16 protein-coding genes are annotated in these 20,188 nt (G+C 35.8%); 7 read left to right on the forward strand and 9 right to left on the reverse strand.

Annotated elements, in window-relative coordinates; translation table 11 throughout:
- Positions 1–128: 128 nt before the first annotated feature.
- The 7 genes from ccoN to AXA65_RS17010 all read left to right on the forward strand — a co-directional run bounded on the left by ccoN (position 129) and on the right by AXA65_RS17010 (position 11,288).
- Complete coding sequence (ccoN, locus tag AXA65_RS16980) at positions 129–2,375, forward strand: cytochrome-c oxidase, cbb3-type subunit I (RefSeq protein ID WP_063971253.1); 2,247 nt, start codon at positions 129–131, stop codon at positions 2,373–2,375.
- A gap of 23 nt (positions 2,376–2,398) precedes the next feature.
- The gene (locus AXA65_RS16985; protein WP_063971254.1) at positions 2,399–3,274 is read left to right on the forward strand and encodes a cytochrome c; all 876 of its coding nucleotides are present in this window, start codon (positions 2,399–2,401) and stop codon (positions 3,272–3,274) included.
- 39 nt (positions 3,275–3,313) lie between these two features.
- Positions 3,314–5,098 carry a hypothetical protein gene (locus AXA65_RS16990; RefSeq protein WP_063971255.1) on the forward strand — a complete coding sequence of 595 codons (1,785 nt, stop codon included), beginning with the start codon at positions 3,314–3,316 and terminating at the stop codon, positions 5,096–5,098.
- Positions 5,099–5,955: 857 nt separating this feature from the next.
- A complete protein-coding gene (locus AXA65_RS19645) occupies positions 5,956–6,675 on the forward strand; it encodes a DUF4280 domain-containing protein (protein ID WP_086048253.1) in 720 nt (239 codons plus the stop codon).
- Positions 6,638–9,691, forward strand: a complete 3,054-nt coding sequence (locus AXA65_RS17000; RefSeq protein WP_063971256.1) for a peptidoglycan-binding protein — start codon at positions 6,638–6,640, stop codon at positions 9,689–9,691. The genes AXA65_RS19645 and AXA65_RS17000 overlap by 38 nt, the downstream gene beginning before the upstream one ends.
- Entirely contained in the window at positions 9,688–10,659 is a 972-nt protein-coding gene (locus tag AXA65_RS17005; RefSeq protein ID WP_063971257.1) for a tetratricopeptide repeat protein, read from the forward strand. Before AXA65_RS17000 ends, AXA65_RS17005 begins: the two co-directional genes overlap by 4 nt.
- Before the next feature lie 29 nt (positions 10,660–10,688).
- On the forward strand, positions 10,689–11,288 hold the full coding sequence (locus tag AXA65_RS17010; RefSeq protein ID WP_063971258.1) for a hypothetical protein: 600 nt from the start codon (positions 10,689–10,691) through the stop codon (positions 11,286–11,288).
- Positions 11,289–11,354: 66 nt separating this feature from the next.
- Here the strand turns inward: AXA65_RS17010 and AXA65_RS17015 are convergent, their stop codons facing one another.
- From AXA65_RS17015 to AXA65_RS19970, 9 genes are all read right to left on the reverse strand, one after another.
- Positions 11,355–12,104, reverse strand: a complete 750-nt coding sequence (locus tag AXA65_RS17015; RefSeq protein WP_063971259.1) for a hypothetical protein — start codon at positions 12,102–12,104, stop codon at positions 11,355–11,357.
- A gap of 178 nt (positions 12,105–12,282) precedes the next feature.
- On the reverse strand, positions 12,283–13,029 hold the full coding sequence (locus AXA65_RS17020; RefSeq protein ID WP_063971260.1) for a hypothetical protein: 747 nt from the start codon (positions 13,027–13,029) through the stop codon (positions 12,283–12,285).
- Between the two features lie 2 nt (positions 13,030–13,031).
- Positions 13,032–13,484, reverse strand: coding sequence for a hypothetical protein (locus AXA65_RS17025; protein ID WP_131797844.1), 453 nt, complete (start codon positions 13,482–13,484; stop codon positions 13,032–13,034).
- A gap of 661 nt (positions 13,485–14,145) precedes the next feature.
- The gene (locus AXA65_RS17030; RefSeq protein ID WP_063971262.1) at positions 14,146–14,511 is read right to left on the reverse strand and encodes a hypothetical protein; all 366 of its coding nucleotides are present in this window, start codon (positions 14,509–14,511) and stop codon (positions 14,146–14,148) included.
- 451 nt (positions 14,512–14,962) lie between these two features.
- Positions 14,963–15,505, reverse strand: a complete 543-nt coding sequence (locus AXA65_RS17035; RefSeq protein WP_063971263.1) for a hypothetical protein — start codon at positions 15,503–15,505, stop codon at positions 14,963–14,965.
- A gap of 1 nt (position 15,506) precedes the next feature.
- The gene (locus tag AXA65_RS17040; RefSeq protein ID WP_063971264.1) at positions 15,507–16,778 is read right to left on the reverse strand and encodes a PAAR-like protein; all 1,272 of its coding nucleotides are present in this window, start codon (positions 16,776–16,778) and stop codon (positions 15,507–15,509) included.
- Positions 16,771–17,541, reverse strand: coding sequence for a hypothetical protein (locus AXA65_RS17045; protein ID WP_063971265.1), 771 nt, complete (start codon positions 17,539–17,541; stop codon positions 16,771–16,773). The genes AXA65_RS17040 and AXA65_RS17045 overlap by 8 nt, the downstream gene beginning before the upstream one ends.
- A gap of 4 nt (positions 17,542–17,545) precedes the next feature.
- Positions 17,546–19,609: a phospholipase effector Tle1 domain-containing protein gene (locus AXA65_RS17050; RefSeq protein ID WP_063971266.1), complete on the reverse strand. Its 2,064-nt coding sequence runs from the start codon at positions 19,607–19,609 to the stop codon at positions 17,546–17,548.
- A 3-nt stretch (positions 19,610–19,612) separates the two neighbouring features.
- A partial coding sequence (locus AXA65_RS19970) for a hypothetical protein (RefSeq protein WP_165596620.1) occupies positions 19,613–20,188 on the reverse strand: 576 nt, incomplete at its 5' end.

The raw sequence follows: 20,188 nt of genomic DNA on the forward strand, positions 1-20,188 counted from the left end.
CAAGTGTATTGAGCAAAATAACAGCATTAACTTTCATTCAGTTTGTAAATGTTTTTGTTTTCAGTAGAAAAATGAATAGACTTAAAATTGAATTAATGTAATAATGCACTACGAGTTATGACAATCAAATTGTGAGGGCGTTTCTCTATGCGACCGTCACATTTGGGATCATAGGTTTCATCTTAGGGCTCACCGCTGCATTGATGCTATTCTACCCAGAGTTACCTGAATTTTTATTTGGAACGGATGACACGACCATCCAGAGTTTAAGGAGTGGTAATATCCAAGGTCTGATCAACTCACAGGGAGCTATGGGATTTGGCAGGATCAGGATGTTGCATACCAGTGCCGTGATCTTTGCCTTTGTTTGTAACTCTTTTTTCTGTGGCGCCTACTACAGCATGCAACGTCTTTTGAAAACCAGAATGTACAGTGACACCCTTTCGTGGATCCATTTCTGGAGCTGGCAATTAATGATCATCGCAGTGGTCATCACATTCCTGATGGGAATCAATACTTCAAAAGAATATGCTGAGCATGAATGGCCGATAGACATTTTGATCACTGTTTCGTGGGTCATATTTGGGATCAACATGTTCGGCACAATTATGAAACGACGTGTCAGACATCTGTACGTGGCCATCTGGTTTTACATTGCCACTTGGATCGCTGTGGCGATGCTTCACATCTTCAATAATCTAGAAGTACCATTATCCTTCACCAGTTGGAAATCCTATTCTGCCTATGCAGGCGTCAAAGATGCCTTGGTCCAATGGTGGTACGGTCATAATGCAGTTGCATTCGTACTGACCACACCTGTTCTAGGGCTTATGTATTACTTTCTGCCAAAAGCAGCGGATCGCCCGGTATTTTCCTACAAGCTGTCTATCATCCATTTTTGGTCTTTGATCTTTGTCTATCTGTGGGCAGGACCACACCATTTACAATATACGGCACTACCAGCATGGGCCCAAGCAGTGGGAACGGGATTCTCCATCATGCTGATCGCTCCTTCATGGGGCGGTATGCTGAATGGACTTTTAACACTGAGGGGCGCTTGGGATAAAGTACGTGAAAACCCAATTCTTAAATTCTTTGTTGTGGCGGTGACCTGCTACGGCATGGCAACCTTTGAAGGCCCTTTATTGGCTACAAAATCCTTAAACAAGATCGGCCATTATACAGATTGGGTGATCGGTCATGTACACCTGGGTGCTTTAGGATGGAATGGCTTCATGGCATTTGGGGTGATTTATTATCTGGTTCCCGTCATGTGGAGAACAAAAATATGGTCCCCGAAATTAGCAAACTGGCATTTCTGGCTTGGAACATTAGGCATCATCTTCTATGCGGTACCAATGTACATCGCTGGTTTTACCCAGGGACTGATGTGGAAACAATTCAATCCCGACGGAACATTGGTGTACAAAAACTGGTTAGATACTGTAACAGCCATTCTACCCTACTTTAAGATGCGGTTCTTAGGCGGCCTATTCTATCTGGGTGGTGCAGTGCTAATGGTGATCAATGTCTATAAAACGATCAAGTTCGGTTCTTTTCAAAAGGATGTTCCTACGGAGGCTGCTGCATTAGCTAAAGTAGGAACATCCAGAAGGCAAGGCGAAGGCTGGCATGTATGGTTGGAAAGAACCCCACATCTCCTTTCTATCTTTGCATTTGTTGCAATCGCGATCGGTGGATTGGTGGAAATTGTTCCCACCCTTACCATCAAAAGCAACGTCACACAGCTTTCATCGGTCAAACCTTACTCACCACTTGAGCTAGAAGGTAGAGACCTATACGTGAGAGAAGGCTGTAATTCCTGCCATTCCCAGATGATCCGGCCTTTCCGTGATGAGGTCATGAGATTTGACGGCAAGAACGGACAATATTCCAAAGCTGGAGAATTTATTTACGACCGGCCGTTTCTGTGGGGCTCCAAAAGAACCGGGCCCGATCTACAGCGAGAAGGTCAAAAAAATCCGGACTCTTGGCACTTCAAGCACATGTACAATCCAAGGATCACTTCGGCGGGTTCCATCATGCCTCGTTTTCCCTGGCTGATCACCAACAGACTGGACCGTACTCAAATGACCGCCAAGGTAAAGCTGATGAAAAACACTTTTGATGTGCCCTACACAAAGGCGGAGATAGATTCTGCCGATCAATGGGCAGACAATCAATCAAAGGCGATCGTGAAAAGGATCTATTCTGAAGCTACAGACCTGAAAGATCAAATGGAAAAAGAAAGGTCCTCTAAAGGAAATGCCTTTGTTCCACTTGAAGACAGGGAGATCATCGCTTTGATCGCCTACCTGCAAAGGCTGGGAACAGACATTAGAACGACGGCAGTTAAGACCGCCAGCATAAAATGATGAATCTTTAAATCGCAACAACAATGAAACCGAGAACTCCCATTTCAATATATATCACAATCACAGTAATATCAATATTTTCCTGCTTTCAAATGTTTGCCGATGCCGATTATTTGAGCTCTCCATTTTTCTGGGGACTACTTGTAGTCGTCTGTCTTCTTTTACTGATCCTGAATTCTATCGGGGACCTTGTAGAAAATGCCACTTTCAAACTGTTGACCGATGAAGAAAAACAAGCCTATCTCAATGAAAAAGCTATTCCTTATTTCCGGAAATTATGGAATTCTGCATTCAAAAAACAATCTCCCATCGAAGAAAAGCAAATTCTCATCGATCACGGTTTTGATGGCATCACGGAACTGGACAACGCATTGCCTAAATGGTGGCTGGGACTGTTCTACTTCACGATCTTTTCCTGTGTGGTCTATCTGATCGCGTTCACCTTTACAGATTACGCACATCCTGATGTGGAATATCAGGACGAAAGCAGGATGCAACTTGCCTCTATTAAGGAATACGAGAAGACCGCACCTCCAATAGATATTGAAACAGCGGTCTATGATTCAGAGAATATCGCAGAAGGCGAGCAAATCTTTAAAACCAATTGCATCTCCTGTCATTCTGAATCAGGAAAAGGTGGAATTGGCCCTAATCTAACCGATAAGCAGTGGATCTACATCAAACAAAAGACACTATTCAAAAATGTATTCTGGATGCTAGAAAATGGTTCTCCAAACAATCCTGCAATGCGCCCATTTATCAAAGAAGGCACCATTTCCGGCAGAGAGGCGGAAAAAGTTGCAGCCTACATCTATCATATCAACCAGGAAAAAGCGCCCATTACAGAAGCGCAAGGAGGCGCCGCACCGCAGGGTGAGGACGCAGATTGGCAGGAGTGATATGTTCCGACATTTAAATATAAGAGAATTTTAAAAAAAATGAGCAAAAGACCTTTACACAATTTCCATATTCCAGTCATGGGAATCGCCTTCACCATCGATACCCCAATACGTGTGGCCCAGTATGGAATATCCTCCGTCATTTCTATCATAGATGATGACATCATCGAAAAGATGCGAAAGTTCTACAGCAAAAAATTCGATCTCGACTTTTCAGCGATCTCGGTCAAAGTGGATGACCATCGCGCAAAAAGAATCACCGCATACCTTAATTTGGTCGATGATATTGTCAATCAAAAATTTAAAGCGTTCAAAGAAGATCTGGTCAACAGAAAGCAGTCATTGATCAATTTTGCAGAGATGCTTCCAAATACTTCTAAGATCCGATCGGATCTAAAGAAAATTCTTTCAGCAGGAGAGATCACGGATTCAACTTTGAAACATTATCTTGACCATCATCTTTCACCGGGTAGCATCGACGTGAATATCATGACAAAGGTCGATAAGGATCATTATAAAGACAATGAACAATTACCTATTATCTACAATGATGCTCACGCATCGCTCCGTGGATTTGCACAGAGCCGACTCTGCTCTTCCATTGTACTTTCGGCAGGCATGAATCCAAGATTATACAGTTACATCGAACAATTTGAAGACTTCTATCCCGATTCTGAACATCAACTTAAGAAGAAGATCATTATAAAGGTCAGTGACTTCCGCTCTGCGATGATCCAAGGTCGGTTTTTGGCTAAAAAAGGATTGTGGGTATCGGAATACAGGATCGAATCGGGTCTGAATTGTGGTGGACATGCCTTTGCAACAGAAGGTTTTCTTTTGGGACCTATTTTGGAAGAATTCCGACAAAGAAAAAATGAATTGATTGGAAATGCACATCAACTGATGATCGCTGCTCTACAAAACAAATCGAAACCTTTCCCGTCAGAACCATTTGAGCTGAGGATCACAGTCCAGGGAGGCGTTGGAACATCAGAGGAACATGAGTTCCTTCTTTCGCATTACAAAATGGACAGCGTTGGCTGGGGATCACCTTTCCTCTTGGTTCCGGAGGCTACATGTGTCGATCTTGAAACAAGACAACTACTTGCCAATGCAAAAAAACACGATTTCTATCTCAGTGACCTTTCACCATTGGGCATTTTATTCAACACTGTCAAAGGCTCTTCCAATGAAATCATTAGAGAGACAAAGCTAGCCAATAATCGTTCTGGGAGTCCTTGTCCAAAGAAATTTTTGGCATTGAACAAGGAATTTTCTTCGGACGGGCTGTGCACTGCCTCTACCAAATATCAAACCTTGAAGTTTAGACAATTAGAGAAAGAAAAAACAGCATTGATATCCGATCAAGCCCAAAAGCAAGAAAATAAGATCACAGAAAAAGCATGCTTATGCGTGGGTCTTTCAAACTCAGCTTATATTGAGAATCATATTGAAGTAAAGGGAGAGGATCAAGGTGTCGTCATTTGTCCAGGACCAAATCTTGCGTATTTCGATAAAGAGGTTACCTTGTCACAAATGGTGAAGCATATTTATGGAAATGGGAATGTCCTATCCGACGCATACCGTCCAAATATGTTTATGAATGAGCTGAAAATGTATGTAGACCATATGAAAAAAGGCCTATCAGAATCAGTACACGACATGGCCTCTGCGAATCAAAAAAAATGGGACACATTCAGACAAAATCTTTTAGATGGAATCTCCTATTATGAGAACTTATTTACAAATTCGTCATTTCCGCAGCATGACATCCTTAGGGATCGCAATGATCTACGGAGCTTGAAGTTATCTTTAGGTTTGTAATACCAAGTCAAGAAAAAAGTTATGGATATTTCGTTTTTGACAGACCAGTTCTATCCAGCAGATACTCGATCCGGAGGTGGTAGCTGAACAGCTTAAGACAATAAAGGATCCTTTTCCCGAATTTAAAGGTATATCAGAAAAAATCAATGATCGATCCTCCAATAACAAATGCTATAGTAAGAAAGCACGTGGATGATCGAATTATAATTCCAAATGTCAATAACACTTATTTTCTATTAGATCTTTTATGCTTAGTGGTTTTGAATAGGTAGGATAACCCTTCACTCTCTGCAACACCGATGAGATTATCGACTTCTCAGTTTTCAATACTTAGATCATTGCCTTACACATTTTTCTATGGTCTGACTTGATATGCCTGTCCTATTTGGAGCGACCGCTTCTCCCCAAGTCGTCGATATGTCGTAGAATTACTACACTTTTCAAAATAATATTCTAGGTTGCTAATTAATCCGAGCAAGTTTTTTAATTTTAGAGGTCATTAAAGGATATAACAATTATTTTCAAAGACTTAATTTTTTTAGTGCATCTTAATCATTATTGTGAATAATGGCAACCAAGCTTGAACAATCAATTAAGCATAGATTGAATATAATTTCAAAAAATGGGAAATAACATTGTGGTCTTTGTTCCAAATTGAATAGATGAAATGCCGAACCTTTATAAAAACATGTCGTGGAATAACATTTGATAATGAATCTAAAACACAGGCAGACAGACAAATAAAACTCTGACAAAAAAGGGATTATAAAAGGAATAAAATGCTTCGAGCCGAAATATTCCGTAATATTAGGAATAACAATGAGCTTTATAGAAAACAAAGTTTAAACTGACCTACCATGAAAAAACATCCTGATCCTTTGGACAATCATCATAACAACAGCAACATTTCCTTTCACAATGATGATAACGATGATTATTTAACGGATTACGATTATCCGGAAAATGACCATCAGGACGAGGCCGTAATTACTGAGGAAGCAGAAGATGAAACATCATCTACAGCCTCAGAAAATGATAACGATAAGAAAGAAACTACTGAGAAAAAAAAGGAAGCTAGCGAAGATCAGAACAATTCCAGCGAACATGACGGTAAATTTTTTGTTGTCCAAAAAGGAATGGCCTGTTGCGATAAAGGTGCAAAATTTCCAAATTTCAAAGTTACAAGTCATCAAAAACATTATTGGAATGATGAAAATGGAGAAGCTGATTACCTTTCCGTAACAGAAGATGACCTTACTTTCAATCCTGCTGCGATGCCTTTCGGGACCTGTAGTGTGAAAAACGGAAACCCTTGTGCATTTGCGCCGGCAGGAAAATGGACAAAAACCTATGAGAAAGTGAAGATCATGGGTAAAAAACCTTTAACGGAAATCTCGGAATTGAAATGTGCAGTTGGTGGTAAAATAACTGTCATGAAACACGGACAACAGATCGAAGCAGGAAAAAGCAGCGTTAAAAATGCAGATTCCCGAGAGCAGCAGACCTACAATCCAATCATGGATTTTGGAGAATTTAAGGATGAGACCAATCAATCGGATCAATTATATTACGAATAATATTATGGGCGCAGTTATCGGCAATCAAAATCCAATGGTAGGAGAAACAAATTTCTATGAGATCAATATGTTTGGTTCTCTACCGTTTTTCAGTCCTAACAACAGTTATGAATGGTACCTCTTCAAAAAGCAGAAGAGTGGTAGCTGGATCGACATCACAAAAGACGGCGTTCCAAAAAAAGGAACAAAAGTAGAATATAAATTCTTTGAACCTGTTGCCGGAGAACTTTTTGAAGTTCGTGTTTTCGAGGTTGTCCAGGGGATTTTGCCCAGTGTGGAATCTTCAAAAAAATTATTCGGAAAGCTGGAAATTACTCCCACGGCAAGCAAAACTGCACAAATTGATAAAGTCATTCTCTTCAACAGAGGGAAAAAAGATGTCAATAAAGCAGATTACAGGGATACACTGATTGCTCAGGCATTTTGTACAGCTTTATTTGGAAAAGAAATAGAATTCCAACTGTGGGAAGACGATGCAAAAGGAGACGGACATGATGCAGCAGTAAATAAAAACAACAGGATCCCCAGAGTATACAAGGCGACTGTCAATGAAAGAGGAATAGCGGAAGCAAGGATCTCCTTAATTGCAGATGAGAAAGTAATGCGACAGATCGCCAATAAATTTGTCATGAAAGGCGACACAGATGAAGGTGCCAACCACGAATACTACGTTACAGCAACCTATCTGGGAAAGGGGGAAAAAGCAAGTCAAGTCAATGTCAATGTTACCAATCCCGACTATCAACCTAAGCCGAAAGCAGATTCTCCAAAATATCCTGCAACCCCAAGCAGTGCAGCACCAGCTAAACCTGATGAAAAGGGGAAGGTCCTGGATGCTTATTTTTCGAAATCTGATGGCAGCAAACTGACCAAAGTTAAAGTCGGTGAACATGTGCATGTGAGAATCAAGACAAGGGGAATGGTTGGGAAAAATCTTGAGTACAAAGTTTGGGAATATGATATTGGAAGCAACGACCTGGTCTCTAAAAGTGGAAAGTTAAAGGTAGTAAGTGACGATATCATCACAGGTGGATTTACCATCACAGAAAAGATATTTGACAAAGGAATAGATCTGGGAATGGTAGATTCTGATTCGGAAAAGCAAAATTATTTCATCGAGGTCATTCCTTTGGATGTCACTGCAGAATCCAAAAAATTCGGGGTAGATTCTGACGGTCTGATGGAGGTGGAAAAAGTCAGAAGCGCTGTCAATGTTGGTGCAAACAAAGCTCTGGCTACATGCGGTGGAAAATTCTGTATCAAAAAAGGAGATAAAAATGAATTGGTGCGCGAGATCAATATTCGCCTGGCTGGATTTGGTGGCAATGTACCGACCGATGAATTTACAGACAAAACTGAAAAGATGGTAAAGCAGTTCCAGAAGGACTTTATGAAAATTGCCGAAACGGGGAAAGTGTGCGGAAGTACTCTTAAAGCAATCGATGAATTTTCAAAGAACTTCGATATCAGTGCTACCTATTGGGGGCAACTGAAATGCTCCTGCTCTACCAAAGGCAAACAGGCCGTAAGTAAGTTGAGGGGCATCAAAGAGACAAATAGTTGCAAGGGATTTGGTGATAAAACCGGTGCCAATAATTCTCCTGAGTCTACAAATAAATATGAGTTCCCTGGAATCCACCGCTCACTGCTTTTTGGCTTCAAAGCTTTACAGTTTTATTTCAGCAAACAAAAGACCTATAAAATTGATTCTTTCTCGTCTGGATACAGATGTCGATTTAAAAATTATAAAACAACCAATCATCAGGGAAAAGCAATCGACATCCAATTCAGTAAGGGAACTTGGGCCATCCGAGGACCTCAGAAAAAAAATCTTGTCGAATTACGAGCGATGAGGGATGATATTTTCGTAAAACATCTGGGAGCCCAAAGAGAATGGCCAAATCCAAATCTATTCTCCATAGAACCTATAGACCTATTGTACTATAAAGACGGGAGTTTGAGGTATGACCACACATTCAGCTGGATCCATATGGATGTAAGACAATATGAAAAAAAATACCTGGACGATAAATATTTTTGCACCAATGCCGCCACTCTAAATGGTAAAAGTATTGTAGAATTGGCTATAGAATTAGGTTTTATGAAGACCTGCATCTGTTCGGAAACCTATCAAAGTCAGAAAGCGCCGGCAACATCTGGTGGTAAATGTGCGTGTAATGATAAATTGACCAAAGAGCAACTAAAAGCCATTGCGGTGCATGCAAGTAATGCGAACATTGATAAATATCTGGACGGCTTCAATGAAACCTTTACAAAGTTCAATATCAATTCCTGCTTACAAAAAATTCATTTTCTTGCGCAGGTCATCCAGGAATCAGGAAGTTTCATATATAATGTTGAGCAAGGTGATGCCGATTATTTGGCTCATTACAAAGGATGGCACGGAAGAGGATTGATCCAGCTTACCACCAAGCCAAATTATGTAGCCTTCGAGGCTGCTGTGGGTGAAGACGTGACTTCGTCTGCCGCAGCAAGGGACAAGGTGACCAAATCTCCTTACGCTGTACATTCGGCTGGTTGGTTTTGGGATAAAAGAGCCAATCTGAACGGCGCTTCCAATGAAAATGACTTTATCTACCTCACCTATCGTGTCAATGGCGGCTTCAACCATATCGATAACAGGCTTGAGAATGTGAAGAAAGGATTTGAAAATCTATATTCGAAATGCACCACGGACAAAGGGAAAAATACAGATTATAAATTCCCGGACAGCAAAGCCTATAAAGATAAGAAAGCAGCTTTCGCATGGGGACTGTGGCATGACCCCGGTGTTTCCAAACAAGGTTGTGAGAAAAGTAAAGCTTTGGCGATAGAAGGTTATCAGAGATTTGTTGACTTGACAGCAGCCACAGATTCTACAGAAAATTATTACGGTATTCAAAAACTGAGTATTTTTTCTGATCTGGTCTATACAAAAGTGGTGAAGAATAAAACTGTAAAGTTTTTGAATGTTCGAAAAGCGGCCTTAAAAAGAATAAACGAATTAAAAAAATGATAAAATATATTTCATGCTGCGTGCTCATTGCTCAGTTGCTCTCTTGCAAAGAAACCAATGATTCTAAAATTTCTGGAGAACCAAAGTCATCCTTGTCTTCAAAAACACAGGAAATAACGCCGGTCATAAACGGCGATTCTGTAAGAGGTGATTTCAATGGAGACAAAATAGAAGATTATATAGAAATAAACGATTCGAAATCCAATGAAAAAATGGTAAAGATCTTTTTAGGAACATCAGACAAAAAATTTGTTGAAGCAAAATCCTTCACTATTGATGCTGATAATTTCTCGGAAGTTGAAAATCCAATGGAAAACTTCTTCATCTCAGAAGGAAATCCCGGAGAAATACAAATTGGGGCGTCTTGTTGTGGTAATTTCAAAACTACAGAAATATACACGTACAAATATTTGAATGATAACTGGTTCTTATTAGAAACCAATATCTCAACTGTCAACGATGATTTTCTTCCGGACATATCGCTCACAATCAATGATCTGTCGTATAGCATCGATGGAAAAACTGTCAATAATAAAAGTGTTTACGACAAAGAATTTAACAATTTGAAAGGAAATGCGATTTCCAAATATCATCAGTATCTCTCCACTTTCAAGTCCGGTTATAAAAACAAATCCTTGGGAAAACTGAAAAGTATAGGTTTTGACGAAATTGCTGAAATGCTCTATTTCAATCCGCTTTCTGAAAGTAATGTGAATGATTATAATGATATCGCCTATTACAATTCTTCGACTCAAAAAGGCGATCAAAGTTCTATTCTGTTATTGAAAAAAATTGTTGAAAAATATCCTGACAGAGTTGTTGCATACTTGAATTTGGGAGATTCTTATTGGGCAACTGATAACAAAGAATATGCAAAGGAAGCTTACAATAAATATTTGGAATTGATGAAAAATCAAAATAAAGATCTGTCTAAAATTCCTACGAGAGTTGAAGAAAGAATTAATTAAACCAATAAAAGAACTTAAAAATCAAACTGATGCATAAATTGATCCCGGTATATCTTTTTTTAATCATTTTCATCTCTTGTCAGAAGCATGCCAGATTTGTTGAAAAACAAGAAACGGCGGATGTAGCAACAAACGCAAAAGACACACTTCCAAAAACAGAACCTGTCTCAAAGGATTCTATCAAAGCTGACCACTTGATCTCCTTGCCATTTGATTTTGAGAAATATACAGCAGTTTGTTTACAGCAGAGTTCTCCTGATTGTGAAAAAACATATCCTAAACTAGACGATTTTAATTTTAAAAGAATATCTCAGATCCTAGGCAATAAACCTGAAGATATTCCAACCAATATTTTTCAGATCAAATCAAGCTTCAATAATGATATTGAGATCTACATCCTGGATTTTGAAGGAGATTCCAGTTTTCAGGAAATCATTACCGTCAATCATAACAAAATTGTATCCCGAAAATCTGTTGGTCATAGTATGCCCGAAGATAAAACGTACAAATCTTTTATTATTGAAAAAGATATGGGTATAAGTGTCTATGAGCTTGATTTTGAAAGTTTAAAAAAGAAATTAAAAGAGAAATATACAATCCTCTCCAGTGGAGAAGTATCTAGAAAATAGATGATATATTTCAATTTGTGAAGACTAAAGTATTATTAAGGGAAAATATTTAGCTTAATTTACGTCTTACTTTTTACTGGTAACAACTCCAGTTTCGCCATCCATGTAGTAAGCGATCGAAGATCCGGCAGGCGGTTCTCCCCTTCCAATCGGACCATCGTAACTTTTTCCTTCTTTGATCACTATAACAAAATATTTATGACCTTTTTCTTCTATGAATGATAATCCGAATTTGTCTTCATCGGAGGTTGTTTGTTGTACTTCTCCTGTTTTTAAATTAAGTATTCCTTTTGTTTCCAAAAATTTTAAAGCGTCTATCGGTTTTATTTTACCACATTTTTTATCTTCATCAATTGTTTTTACATTTCCGTTTTTATCAAAATACTCTGACACACCTACTTTGGTATTTTGCCCTATGAAGTGTTCTTTTTTGATAATGTAACCATCTGCACCAAATTCTTTATAAATGGTTTCAAAAGAAGGTTTAGGAAGTCTTTCGTATTGGAAACCACTGCCGTCTCCCTCCCAGAAATGTGCGGGAGACCCATTTTTTATCGAATCTTCCTTTTGCTTTTCATAGTCCGGATTGGGCGGGCTTATCATATAAACGGTATTCTTGTTTGGAAGATTATAAATACCATCATTTTCCAAAGATTTTTGGTAAACATCGAAATCAAATTTCTCTCTCATTTTATTATCGATCTTTGTACTATTGGTTGTAGACTTATCCGTTGAGATTGTTTTATTTTCTTGTCCATTGCAGGCAATCAATATAAATATGAGACTAACAAAAAACATTTTGCCGATTATTTTCATTGCTTAAATTTTAAAAAATTATTTTAATATTTTAATTATTTTATTTAAAACAATCCGCTACCATATAAACAAAATAAAATCTTTCGATTTCTACTAAATAGCTGTAATTTATTATATTACTTATTATGAATCCGCTTGTTTAAGAAGGTTTAAAATGTGTGGTATCATTTAATTACAGTTATGGTTTTAGAATCTGGTAATTTGGATATGTGCCAATTCCATTTTTTCCAGATTTTTTCCCAATATATTTTTTAACACGAAGTTCTTTACCATCAGTTCCACTTAGACACACAAAATATATACCTTCCTGGCCATTATAATTTCCAGGGACATCTACTAATATCCAAACTAATTCTTTCCTTAGTTTCAGTTCTGGAATTAGAAATTTGAAATCCTCTGCAAAACCTCTTAAAATTTGGGGGCGAGGAACTTCTGAATTTGTTATTTCAAGATATTGTTTTTTGTCCAAAGCGAAGCCATTATTTTTCATATAGGTGAATAATTTCTCATCGTTAAAATCAAAGAGCTTATCAAAGTCGACTTCTGTAATAATTTTATCATTTTTATATTCAGATTTCGAAATTTCGAAACCATAGACAGATTTTTTCAACATAGTTAGTGGCAAACCTTTGCCATCATATTCCGTTATTTTTACATAATCTGTACTTTCTACAGTTCTTATAAACCCAGTTTCTTCATCGCCTTCCGTAATGATTTTTTCATCATTTTTGGTCTCGGTCAGGTGGTAATGTTTCACGGCAGAACCGCTGTTGTCAGAAGTGCTTATTGCACCATTGTAAGAAATTGATGAAGACGCTCCATTCTTTCTCAAATATTCAATATCAAGCATATTTGGGTTTTTATTATTTTGTCCATTGCAGGATAAAGCAGTAAAACTTAAAAGTAAGTAAATTAAATTTTTCATGGCTAAATTGTTTTTAAAAAATCATGTAAGATTTTCCATTGCCAGACATAAGTTGAGATTACAGCAAATTTCCTATTTTCAATATCTGAATAATCCATTACATTATCAGTTTCGAAATTTAGAAAAGTAAATTTGCTGTCGTTATCAAAAGTGTGATAAAGATTCATTGCGTGTAATGCTTCGTGCGCTAGAGTACTGTCATTGAATCCACTTGTAAGTACAATAACAGATTTTTTTTCTACACCAATATCATACTTTTTTCCATACAAACCTCCAGCCACGTCATCTATAAAAAATACTTTCATGTATTTGGAGTACTTAGAATCGAAGTTCGTCATTGCGTCATAAAGTACCTCATAAATGTCATCATCTACGGGTCCATATCTATTATACGCATCTAGAAATTTTTTTCTTTGGTTTTGGCCTAATCTATTGATATGGATATTTGCAGTCACAAAAGTGGGAATTATCAAAGCTTGATTCAAGTATTTTGTAATTTCTTTTTTTCTTGATTCAAGATTTAAAGAACTGAAATTTCCCTTTGAATTAAATACCTTGATTAGCGCTACAGTTATTTTTTTCTGGTGTTGGGAACTGTTGGGATTTATTCTGATCCTGCCTACCGTTTCTTCAGATCCATCTTTCGAAATAGCAATGACATCTAGATTTTCATAACCACCATGTGGAGCAATATCTGGAAAATAGTTTATTTATTACATCTGCTGAAGACTAAAATAGTATTCAGGAAAATTATTTTACCTGATTTCATTTTAGATTCAATACTAGAAAAGCAGAAATTTTCTTTTTCTGCTCTTTAATCATTATTTAATTTCTTCGACTTTACCCGATTCTCCATCCATTCTATAATCTAAATCTATAAAAGCCAACGGTTCGCTCCACTAAAATCAGGATTATCATTTTTCTTTCCATTTTTAATTGAAATTACCCATTCCTTTTTTCCTTTTTCTTCATTAAAGAACAATTCAAATGCTGGTCTCTCATCTTTATCAAATTTCCCATCTCCCGTTTTTAAATTGACAATTCCTTTTTGGTGTAAAAACTGTAATACTTGCTGATATTTTATTTTCCCAAATTTTTTATCTTCATCTACTTTTTCTACATTTCCATCGTCATCATAATATTCTGATATTCCAACTTTTGTGCGTTCGCCAATATATGTTTCTTTCTTTTTGATATTTCCATTGCTGTAAAACTCTTTATAAATTTTAAAGAAAGAGGGTTTGGAGGTGTTTCGTTATATGTTCCTATTTTATTTTCAATCAACATCATTTCAATAATTGTATCATTTTTTATTATTTTATGAACGGCAGACTCTCTTTTGTTATACGCTTCAAAATCAAATTTTTCTGTTATTTTATTTTTTGCCCAATGATTGTTTGTATTATTATTTTTACTTTGCCCATCACATGAAATTAGTATAAATATGAGACTTACAAAAAAAAATTTGCTAATTATTTTCATTGCTTAAATTTTTAAAAATTACTTAATATTTTAATTCTTTTATTTAAGACATTCCACTACCATCCAAAATCTTTCGATTCCTGCTAAATAGCTGTAATCTATCATATTACTTATTATAAATCCACTTGTTTAAGAAGGTTTAATTTAATTACAGTGGTTTTAGAATTTGGTAATTTGGATATGTGCTAATTCCACTTTTATCGGATTTTTTCCAATATATTTTTTCACAAGAAGTTTGGATATGCAAATAAAAAATCCAGTTGGAGTTAAGCTGCATTTTTGTAAATTCTCTTTTGCTTTTTAAATTCTTCTATTATTTGTAGTTTAGTGAGCTGTGACGTCTTTATTTATTGTACCAGATTTCAATGCATTCAAAGATTTCCAGTTGCATTTTTTCTTTTGTAATGAACACCCATACCTACAAAACCCCTGACAGATATATTTATCATATTTAATCTGTTATCTTGATCTGTTTCTCAGATATTGCTATTGATGTAAGGTGATCATGATAGAATGTGAAATTCAAATAGGCCTTTTTATTATTTTCACATATAGTAACACTGTAGCCTACAGCATTTTCAGGCAGAACTCCTGGCATGTATGATGGTGATTTATAAGAATTTGGAAATATTTTTTTGAAATCATCTCGTGTTGAGGAATATGATAAAGTATTTGTTTTATATTTTAAGATCCAGTTGTTTTTTTCCAGATCTACAAAACCTATGTAAGCTTTATCTTTCTTTACATATAGCAATACATTATCATTTCTAAAGATTTTATCCGGTCGTTTCCTTATGAAAGGAACTTTTTCATATTCATCAACCTGTTTTAACATAAGCTTTCCAACATTCTTTTCAAAATCAAATACATTTTTGACCGAAAAGATAAATGGTAAATCATTAATTTTAAAATCGTTTACGTCAGCTTTATCTAAGTTCTGCGCAAAGCTATTAATGAATACAAATTGGGAAATAATAATCAGGAGTAATTTCATACTATTTTAGTGTTTTATAAAATATGCTAACAGCGTAAGTTGCTACAACTTCAAAAAGCGGTTTGTAAGTTTTGCTTTCTTTATACACAATTAATGGTTGAAGATGTGCATATTTTGCATGGTAATCTTTTTTTAGTTTGTCACTTACTTTTGGTGATGCTATTTTGTCCTCCAAAGCTTTTTTAGCTGTCGCATAAAAATCAGGACTTATATTTTTAGGGTCTGAAATACCTTTATTCTTACCATTCGCTCTTTGTCTGTAATGATTTTCCGAAAGCCATTTATTCCAAGACCCTCCAGTCAAAACATCAATACCATCCCAAGAATCTGCACCATTAGAAAAATCAAACCCATTTGTATAAGCATTTATTGATGCTCCTATAGCTAATTGCATGGTTTTGTTATTTCTTTCTAAAGGTTTTTTGCTTCTAAAATCAATTGCACCAGTACTCTTTGCTCCGTAAGCTACATTTTCAGGATGATTAAAATGTACATATGCAATAGCATACAATTCTTCTTTGACATCCACGTTGTATTCTAACGAGCATTCACCATAACAAGTGGCTGAAAGGTTTATTAATTTTAAATGAGTTAATACTTTATTGTTCTCTTTTAATAAATTACTTTCTTTATTGATCAAAGACCATTTTTTGTCTTTTTTTGCATTGCCATATTCTTCTTGTGTGGAGAGATAAACCTTAGTACTACTTTCACTACCTCCTAAATAAAATCCGTCTTCTGTATAATAAATATATTCTAAATCATCAAGCACTTCATCTGGCAAGGGTAATCCTTGTGTATCAATACTTTCTGGTTCATTTATCTGTCCTGAATCTGTAATCCTGATATCCACATTACCATAATTACATTTTATCGTGCTTTTTTGTAACAAAACAATTTCATTTTGAGATTTACTGGTTCCAAAATCTCTCCACTCATCGAGCTGCATTACAGATGCGCATGGGCTTGCACTTTGTGGACTTTTCTTGCAATTTCCCATAAAAACAAGACTTTGAGAACCTTTTTCTTTTACAGTTGCTGTCTTTTTTTGTTGTATTGTTGGAGTGTCATAATTCACAATCAAAGTTCCAAAAGGATTTGTACATAAGATACATTCCAAAGTTGCAGTACTTATTACAAGTTTTAAACTATCTTCTGTTTTTTCTTGCTCATTGCGTTCAGCTCTTTTCTGTTCAAGTTCTGTAGCGTTTGCTAACAAAAGATCTGAAACTTCCATCTCAGTATCTGATCCAACTGTATTTTGTTCATCCATTATAATGTTTTTTCAAGGTTTCTTGCAGATTTTTTCTAAGTCCAAGTTGCGTTAGTTTGTACTTACTTAGTTTTCCAATTTCAGAGATGGTTGATGTTGCATCAAGAAGATTTGATTCTTCAAAATAATATTCCTCAGTAATTTTTTTCTCTCCTTGAAACCCATGAACTTGTATTTGAACATAACTTTTATCCTTATTTTTAAAACCTGCCCATAAAAAAAAGCCAGTTTCTTCATAATAAATTTTTTTATCAATTGGAAAATTTTGAACATAGCCATTGAAAAATAACCCGAACATCTTATGTTCATGTAGAAATTCTATTAACATTTTTTCATTTTCCACAACATCATCTATAGTTTTGAAATAATGCTCGACGGATTCTCCCTTATACGCACTTAGCAAACCTAATTTTAGATTTTTCCATCTATTTATCAACTGTGGTTGATTAATCACTTTCGTTATTCTTAATATTTCATCTACCTCTACTAAAACATCATCAAATAAATAACTTAGTTTTTTTAGTAATCTTATATTTCTCTTTTCTGTATTTCTTATATCGATATCCAAAGTGATAATTTGAAATCTATGCTTCCCTTCTACCTTTCCCAGGTGAGATATTTTCAATTTTCTACAATTTAAAACCCGTTTTTGACTTTCTTCCATATAGATATCAGTAGAATATTGAAACATTCTACTACGTACTTCGGTAGGCAATTTCAGATTAGCAAAATCATGAATAAAAAATCTATATTCTTCTTTCATGTCATTATCCTTTATAGATCACTCTCTTTTTTTCGTAATGTTGCGATCTAGTCACGGGATCCAGTCCGAATGAATCTGATTTTGCAGACCAATGTAGATATTTGTTCCGTAGGTGATGTAGTTCTTTTTTATTAGTGAAAAAATAAGAGTATGATATTTCACAACATTTTTTGAGATATTTTTTTTCTTTATTAGATGTAAATAGGTCTTCTACAAATCCTCCTGCTTCTTCCAACAAACCATCTCTTTGCATTCTCTCTATTTCTTCCTTTTTGCTTTCATCCAATAGATCTTGTCGTAGGTTTACAATTTTGTTTTTGTATTTGGTAAGTTGTCTCTTTGTATATTGCAAATCATCTCCAATAGTCCATCCTTGAGTAGAGAAATATTCCTTATTTATAGGAACTCCAGATTCCTTCGCAAAATCTGCCATAAACTCTAATGGGATAAATGTATATTTATTAGAGATCATACGACGTCCGTACAGAATCCCAAAAGGTGGCAAACCGACCTGCAGTCCTTCCAACATTTTTCTATTTATTTCTTTTAAATAGTTTACGCCCTTCACACTAGGTAGTTGTTTTATAATATTTTGAAGTACACCAGTGAGAACCACGCTTTGCGCTGCTTTTGTCCCACCACCTAACCAATTTTTATATGTAAATTCCCATTGGTTTTCTTTTAGCCAACCATCTTCAACTAGTTTATTTTTGAATTTTCTGGAATTTGGTTCCAAAGTTTCTTTTATATACGAGCCTAAAGGACCAAGCAGAAAATTACTTGGTGCAAGACCTTTTTCGTCATACAAAGATGTGATGTAAAATGCGGTCTTCTCATATCCCATATTGTTATACGCTCCACCTACATCACAATGTACCCCCGGAAGATATAATTCTATTCCTTTGAAACCTGCATTTTTAATATTGGTAAGTGCAAAGTTCTTTCTATACTCATCTGCTGCTGCAAGTTGTACCACTTTTTGAGCTTTGTTTACAGCGTCTAAACTTAGGTCTTGCACATCATTATCATGAAACAAACCATAGGAAGATACCGTATCAAACAGACCCAAGAATCTTACATTGATGTGGTTTACTTTTATTCCTTCTGATTTAAGCTGTTGCTGAAAATAATCATGTAATTCTACAGAATAGGCTCTATCTACGACTTTGTATAGCTTTTCAGCGGCTAAAAGCAGTTGCGCACTTGTTTTTGTGATTGCAGGTTTTAATTTTTCTGCCTTTTCTATTTTGGAAAGTGTTTCATCATCCCAAAATTCAAAATTCTTTTTACAAGAAGTTTTTATATCTTCTACAATAGGCATCATCTCCTTGGAGATGTCGTGATTTTCAAAATATTTAGATCTTTCTTTTGCTGTTTCTGTGCTGCTTATAAAATGTGTAAAACACCTTGCAGTAGTAGAACCACGACTGAAACCAAAAACATCGATGGTTAAGGTGTTGATGAATTTTTCTTTGCTATTTTTAATAGGTTTTAACAATTCATATAGTTTATCTATCATTTTCTTGCAACCTATTCTAGCCTTCCCACGAACTGAGGTAGAAAAAACACCCAAACCGACGGTTGCCATGTCATCTTCCGTGCTAACTTCCTCTCCTTTATCATTAATGTAGCATTTGTCAATATAAACATCATCTTTAGGAGGTTTCTTTCCATCTACCGTACCAACGCCTTCCACGTAAATTCTATCATGAATATTTTCAGACACATCATAACTTTTCCACAATCTCGCTACATTCGTATAGTCATTTTCATAACTATCTCCTTTTTCAGCAATAGCGGTTATTACCACTTCTTCTAAGGGTATAGTTCCGTAAGTTGGGTCACTATTTGTTGGTGGATTATTTGGAGCAGGATCTGAGTCAGTTTTTTCAAAATGATTTTTATAATTTTGAATACCTTGCTCTTCTATTGCTTTTCGTCGTTTTTCACCAATTTCTGTATTGGTTTTATTATTTTGGGTACCATCAAAAAAGACGCTCAAAGTAATATTTTTGCCATCGCTTGATTGTAGTGCTACTGCTTTATCATAAACAAATGTTTTTGCCATAATTTAATCTGTTTCTGTTAATGGAGTTATTTCGGTTTCAATTTCACCAACTCCTAATTGAACATCTTTGCAATCTAAAACATATTCGTGTAAATCATTTCGCAATATAATTCTTGAGATTTTATTAGTCTTATCTAAAATCACAACCATTTCTAATTGAGTTTTATCCTCGCTTCCCAATTCGGAATACGCTTTGAATACATCATCTTCCTGTAAATCAAAACCTCCACCGTAATTTAATGTACCAATGTTAAATTCGAATATAACTGTTTTTGGAATATTCCTTAATTTAAAAACATTTTCTTTTTCATACAAAGCATATATGTTTTCATAACCACCATTGAAATCTTTTATATAATATTTTAAAGTTTCTATTTTTTCTGGTGTCCTTTTATCCTCGTATTCTATTTTGGGTTTCCAGTGATATTGTTTTCCATATTTCTCTATCTTTCCAATAGGAATCGGATATTTACTTTTAGTAATTGTTTTTACGTAATGTTCCCTTGTCACATCTCCCATATTGTTGGCACTTTTGAAATCTTCCCAAGTAATTGCTGTAGTTTCTTTTGCTTTATAAGT

It is taken from the genome of Chryseobacterium sp. FP211-J200, assembly GCF_001643375.1.
Taxonomy (GTDB): Bacteria; Bacteroidota; Bacteroidia; order Flavobacteriales; family Weeksellaceae; genus Epilithonimonas; species Epilithonimonas ginsengisoli.

What these genes read in the sequence shown, in the direction of transcription:
- AXA65_RS16985 (WP_063971254.1), top strand. Translation starts at nt 2,399, where the DNA reads ATGAAACCGAGAACTCCCATTTCAATATATATCACAATCACAGTAATA.
- AXA65_RS16990 (WP_063971255.1), top strand. Translation starts at nt 3,314, where the DNA reads ATGAGCAAAAGACCTTTACACAATTTCCATATTCCAGTCATGGGAATC.
- AXA65_RS19645 (WP_086048253.1), top strand. Translation starts at nt 5,956, where the DNA reads ATGAAAAAACATCCTGATCCTTTGGACAATCATCATAACAACAGCAAC.
- AXA65_RS17000 (WP_063971256.1), top strand. Translation starts at nt 6,638, where the DNA reads ATGAGACCAATCAATCGGATCAATTATATTACGAATAATATTATGGGC.
- AXA65_RS17005 (WP_063971257.1), top strand. Translation starts at nt 9,688, where the DNA reads ATGATAAAATATATTTCATGCTGCGTGCTCATTGCTCAGTTGCTCTCT.
- AXA65_RS17010 (WP_063971258.1), top strand. Translation starts at nt 10,689, where the DNA reads ATGCATAAATTGATCCCGGTATATCTTTTTTTAATCATTTTCATCTCT.
- AXA65_RS17015 (WP_063971259.1), bottom strand. Translation starts at nt 12,104, where the DNA reads ATGAAAATAATCGGCAAAATGTTTTTTGTTAGTCTCATATTTATATTG.
- AXA65_RS17020 (WP_063971260.1), bottom strand. Translation starts at nt 13,029, where the DNA reads ATGAAAAATTTAATTTACTTACTTTTAAGTTTTACTGCTTTATCCTGC.
- AXA65_RS17030 (WP_063971262.1), bottom strand. Translation starts at nt 14,511, where the DNA reads ATGAAAATAATTAGCAAATTTTTTTTTGTAAGTCTCATATTTATACTA.
- AXA65_RS17035 (WP_063971263.1), bottom strand. Translation starts at nt 15,505, where the DNA reads ATGAAATTACTCCTGATTATTATTTCCCAATTTGTATTCATTAATAGC.
- AXA65_RS17040 (WP_063971264.1), bottom strand. Translation starts at nt 16,778, where the DNA reads ATGGATGAACAAAATACAGTTGGATCAGATACTGAGATGGAAGTTTCA.
- AXA65_RS17045 (WP_063971265.1), bottom strand. Translation starts at nt 17,541, where the DNA reads ATGAAAGAAGAATATAGATTTTTTATTCATGATTTTGCTAATCTGAAA.
- AXA65_RS17050 (WP_063971266.1), bottom strand. Translation starts at nt 19,609, where the DNA reads ATGGCAAAAACATTTGTTTATGATAAAGCAGTAGCACTACAATCAAGC.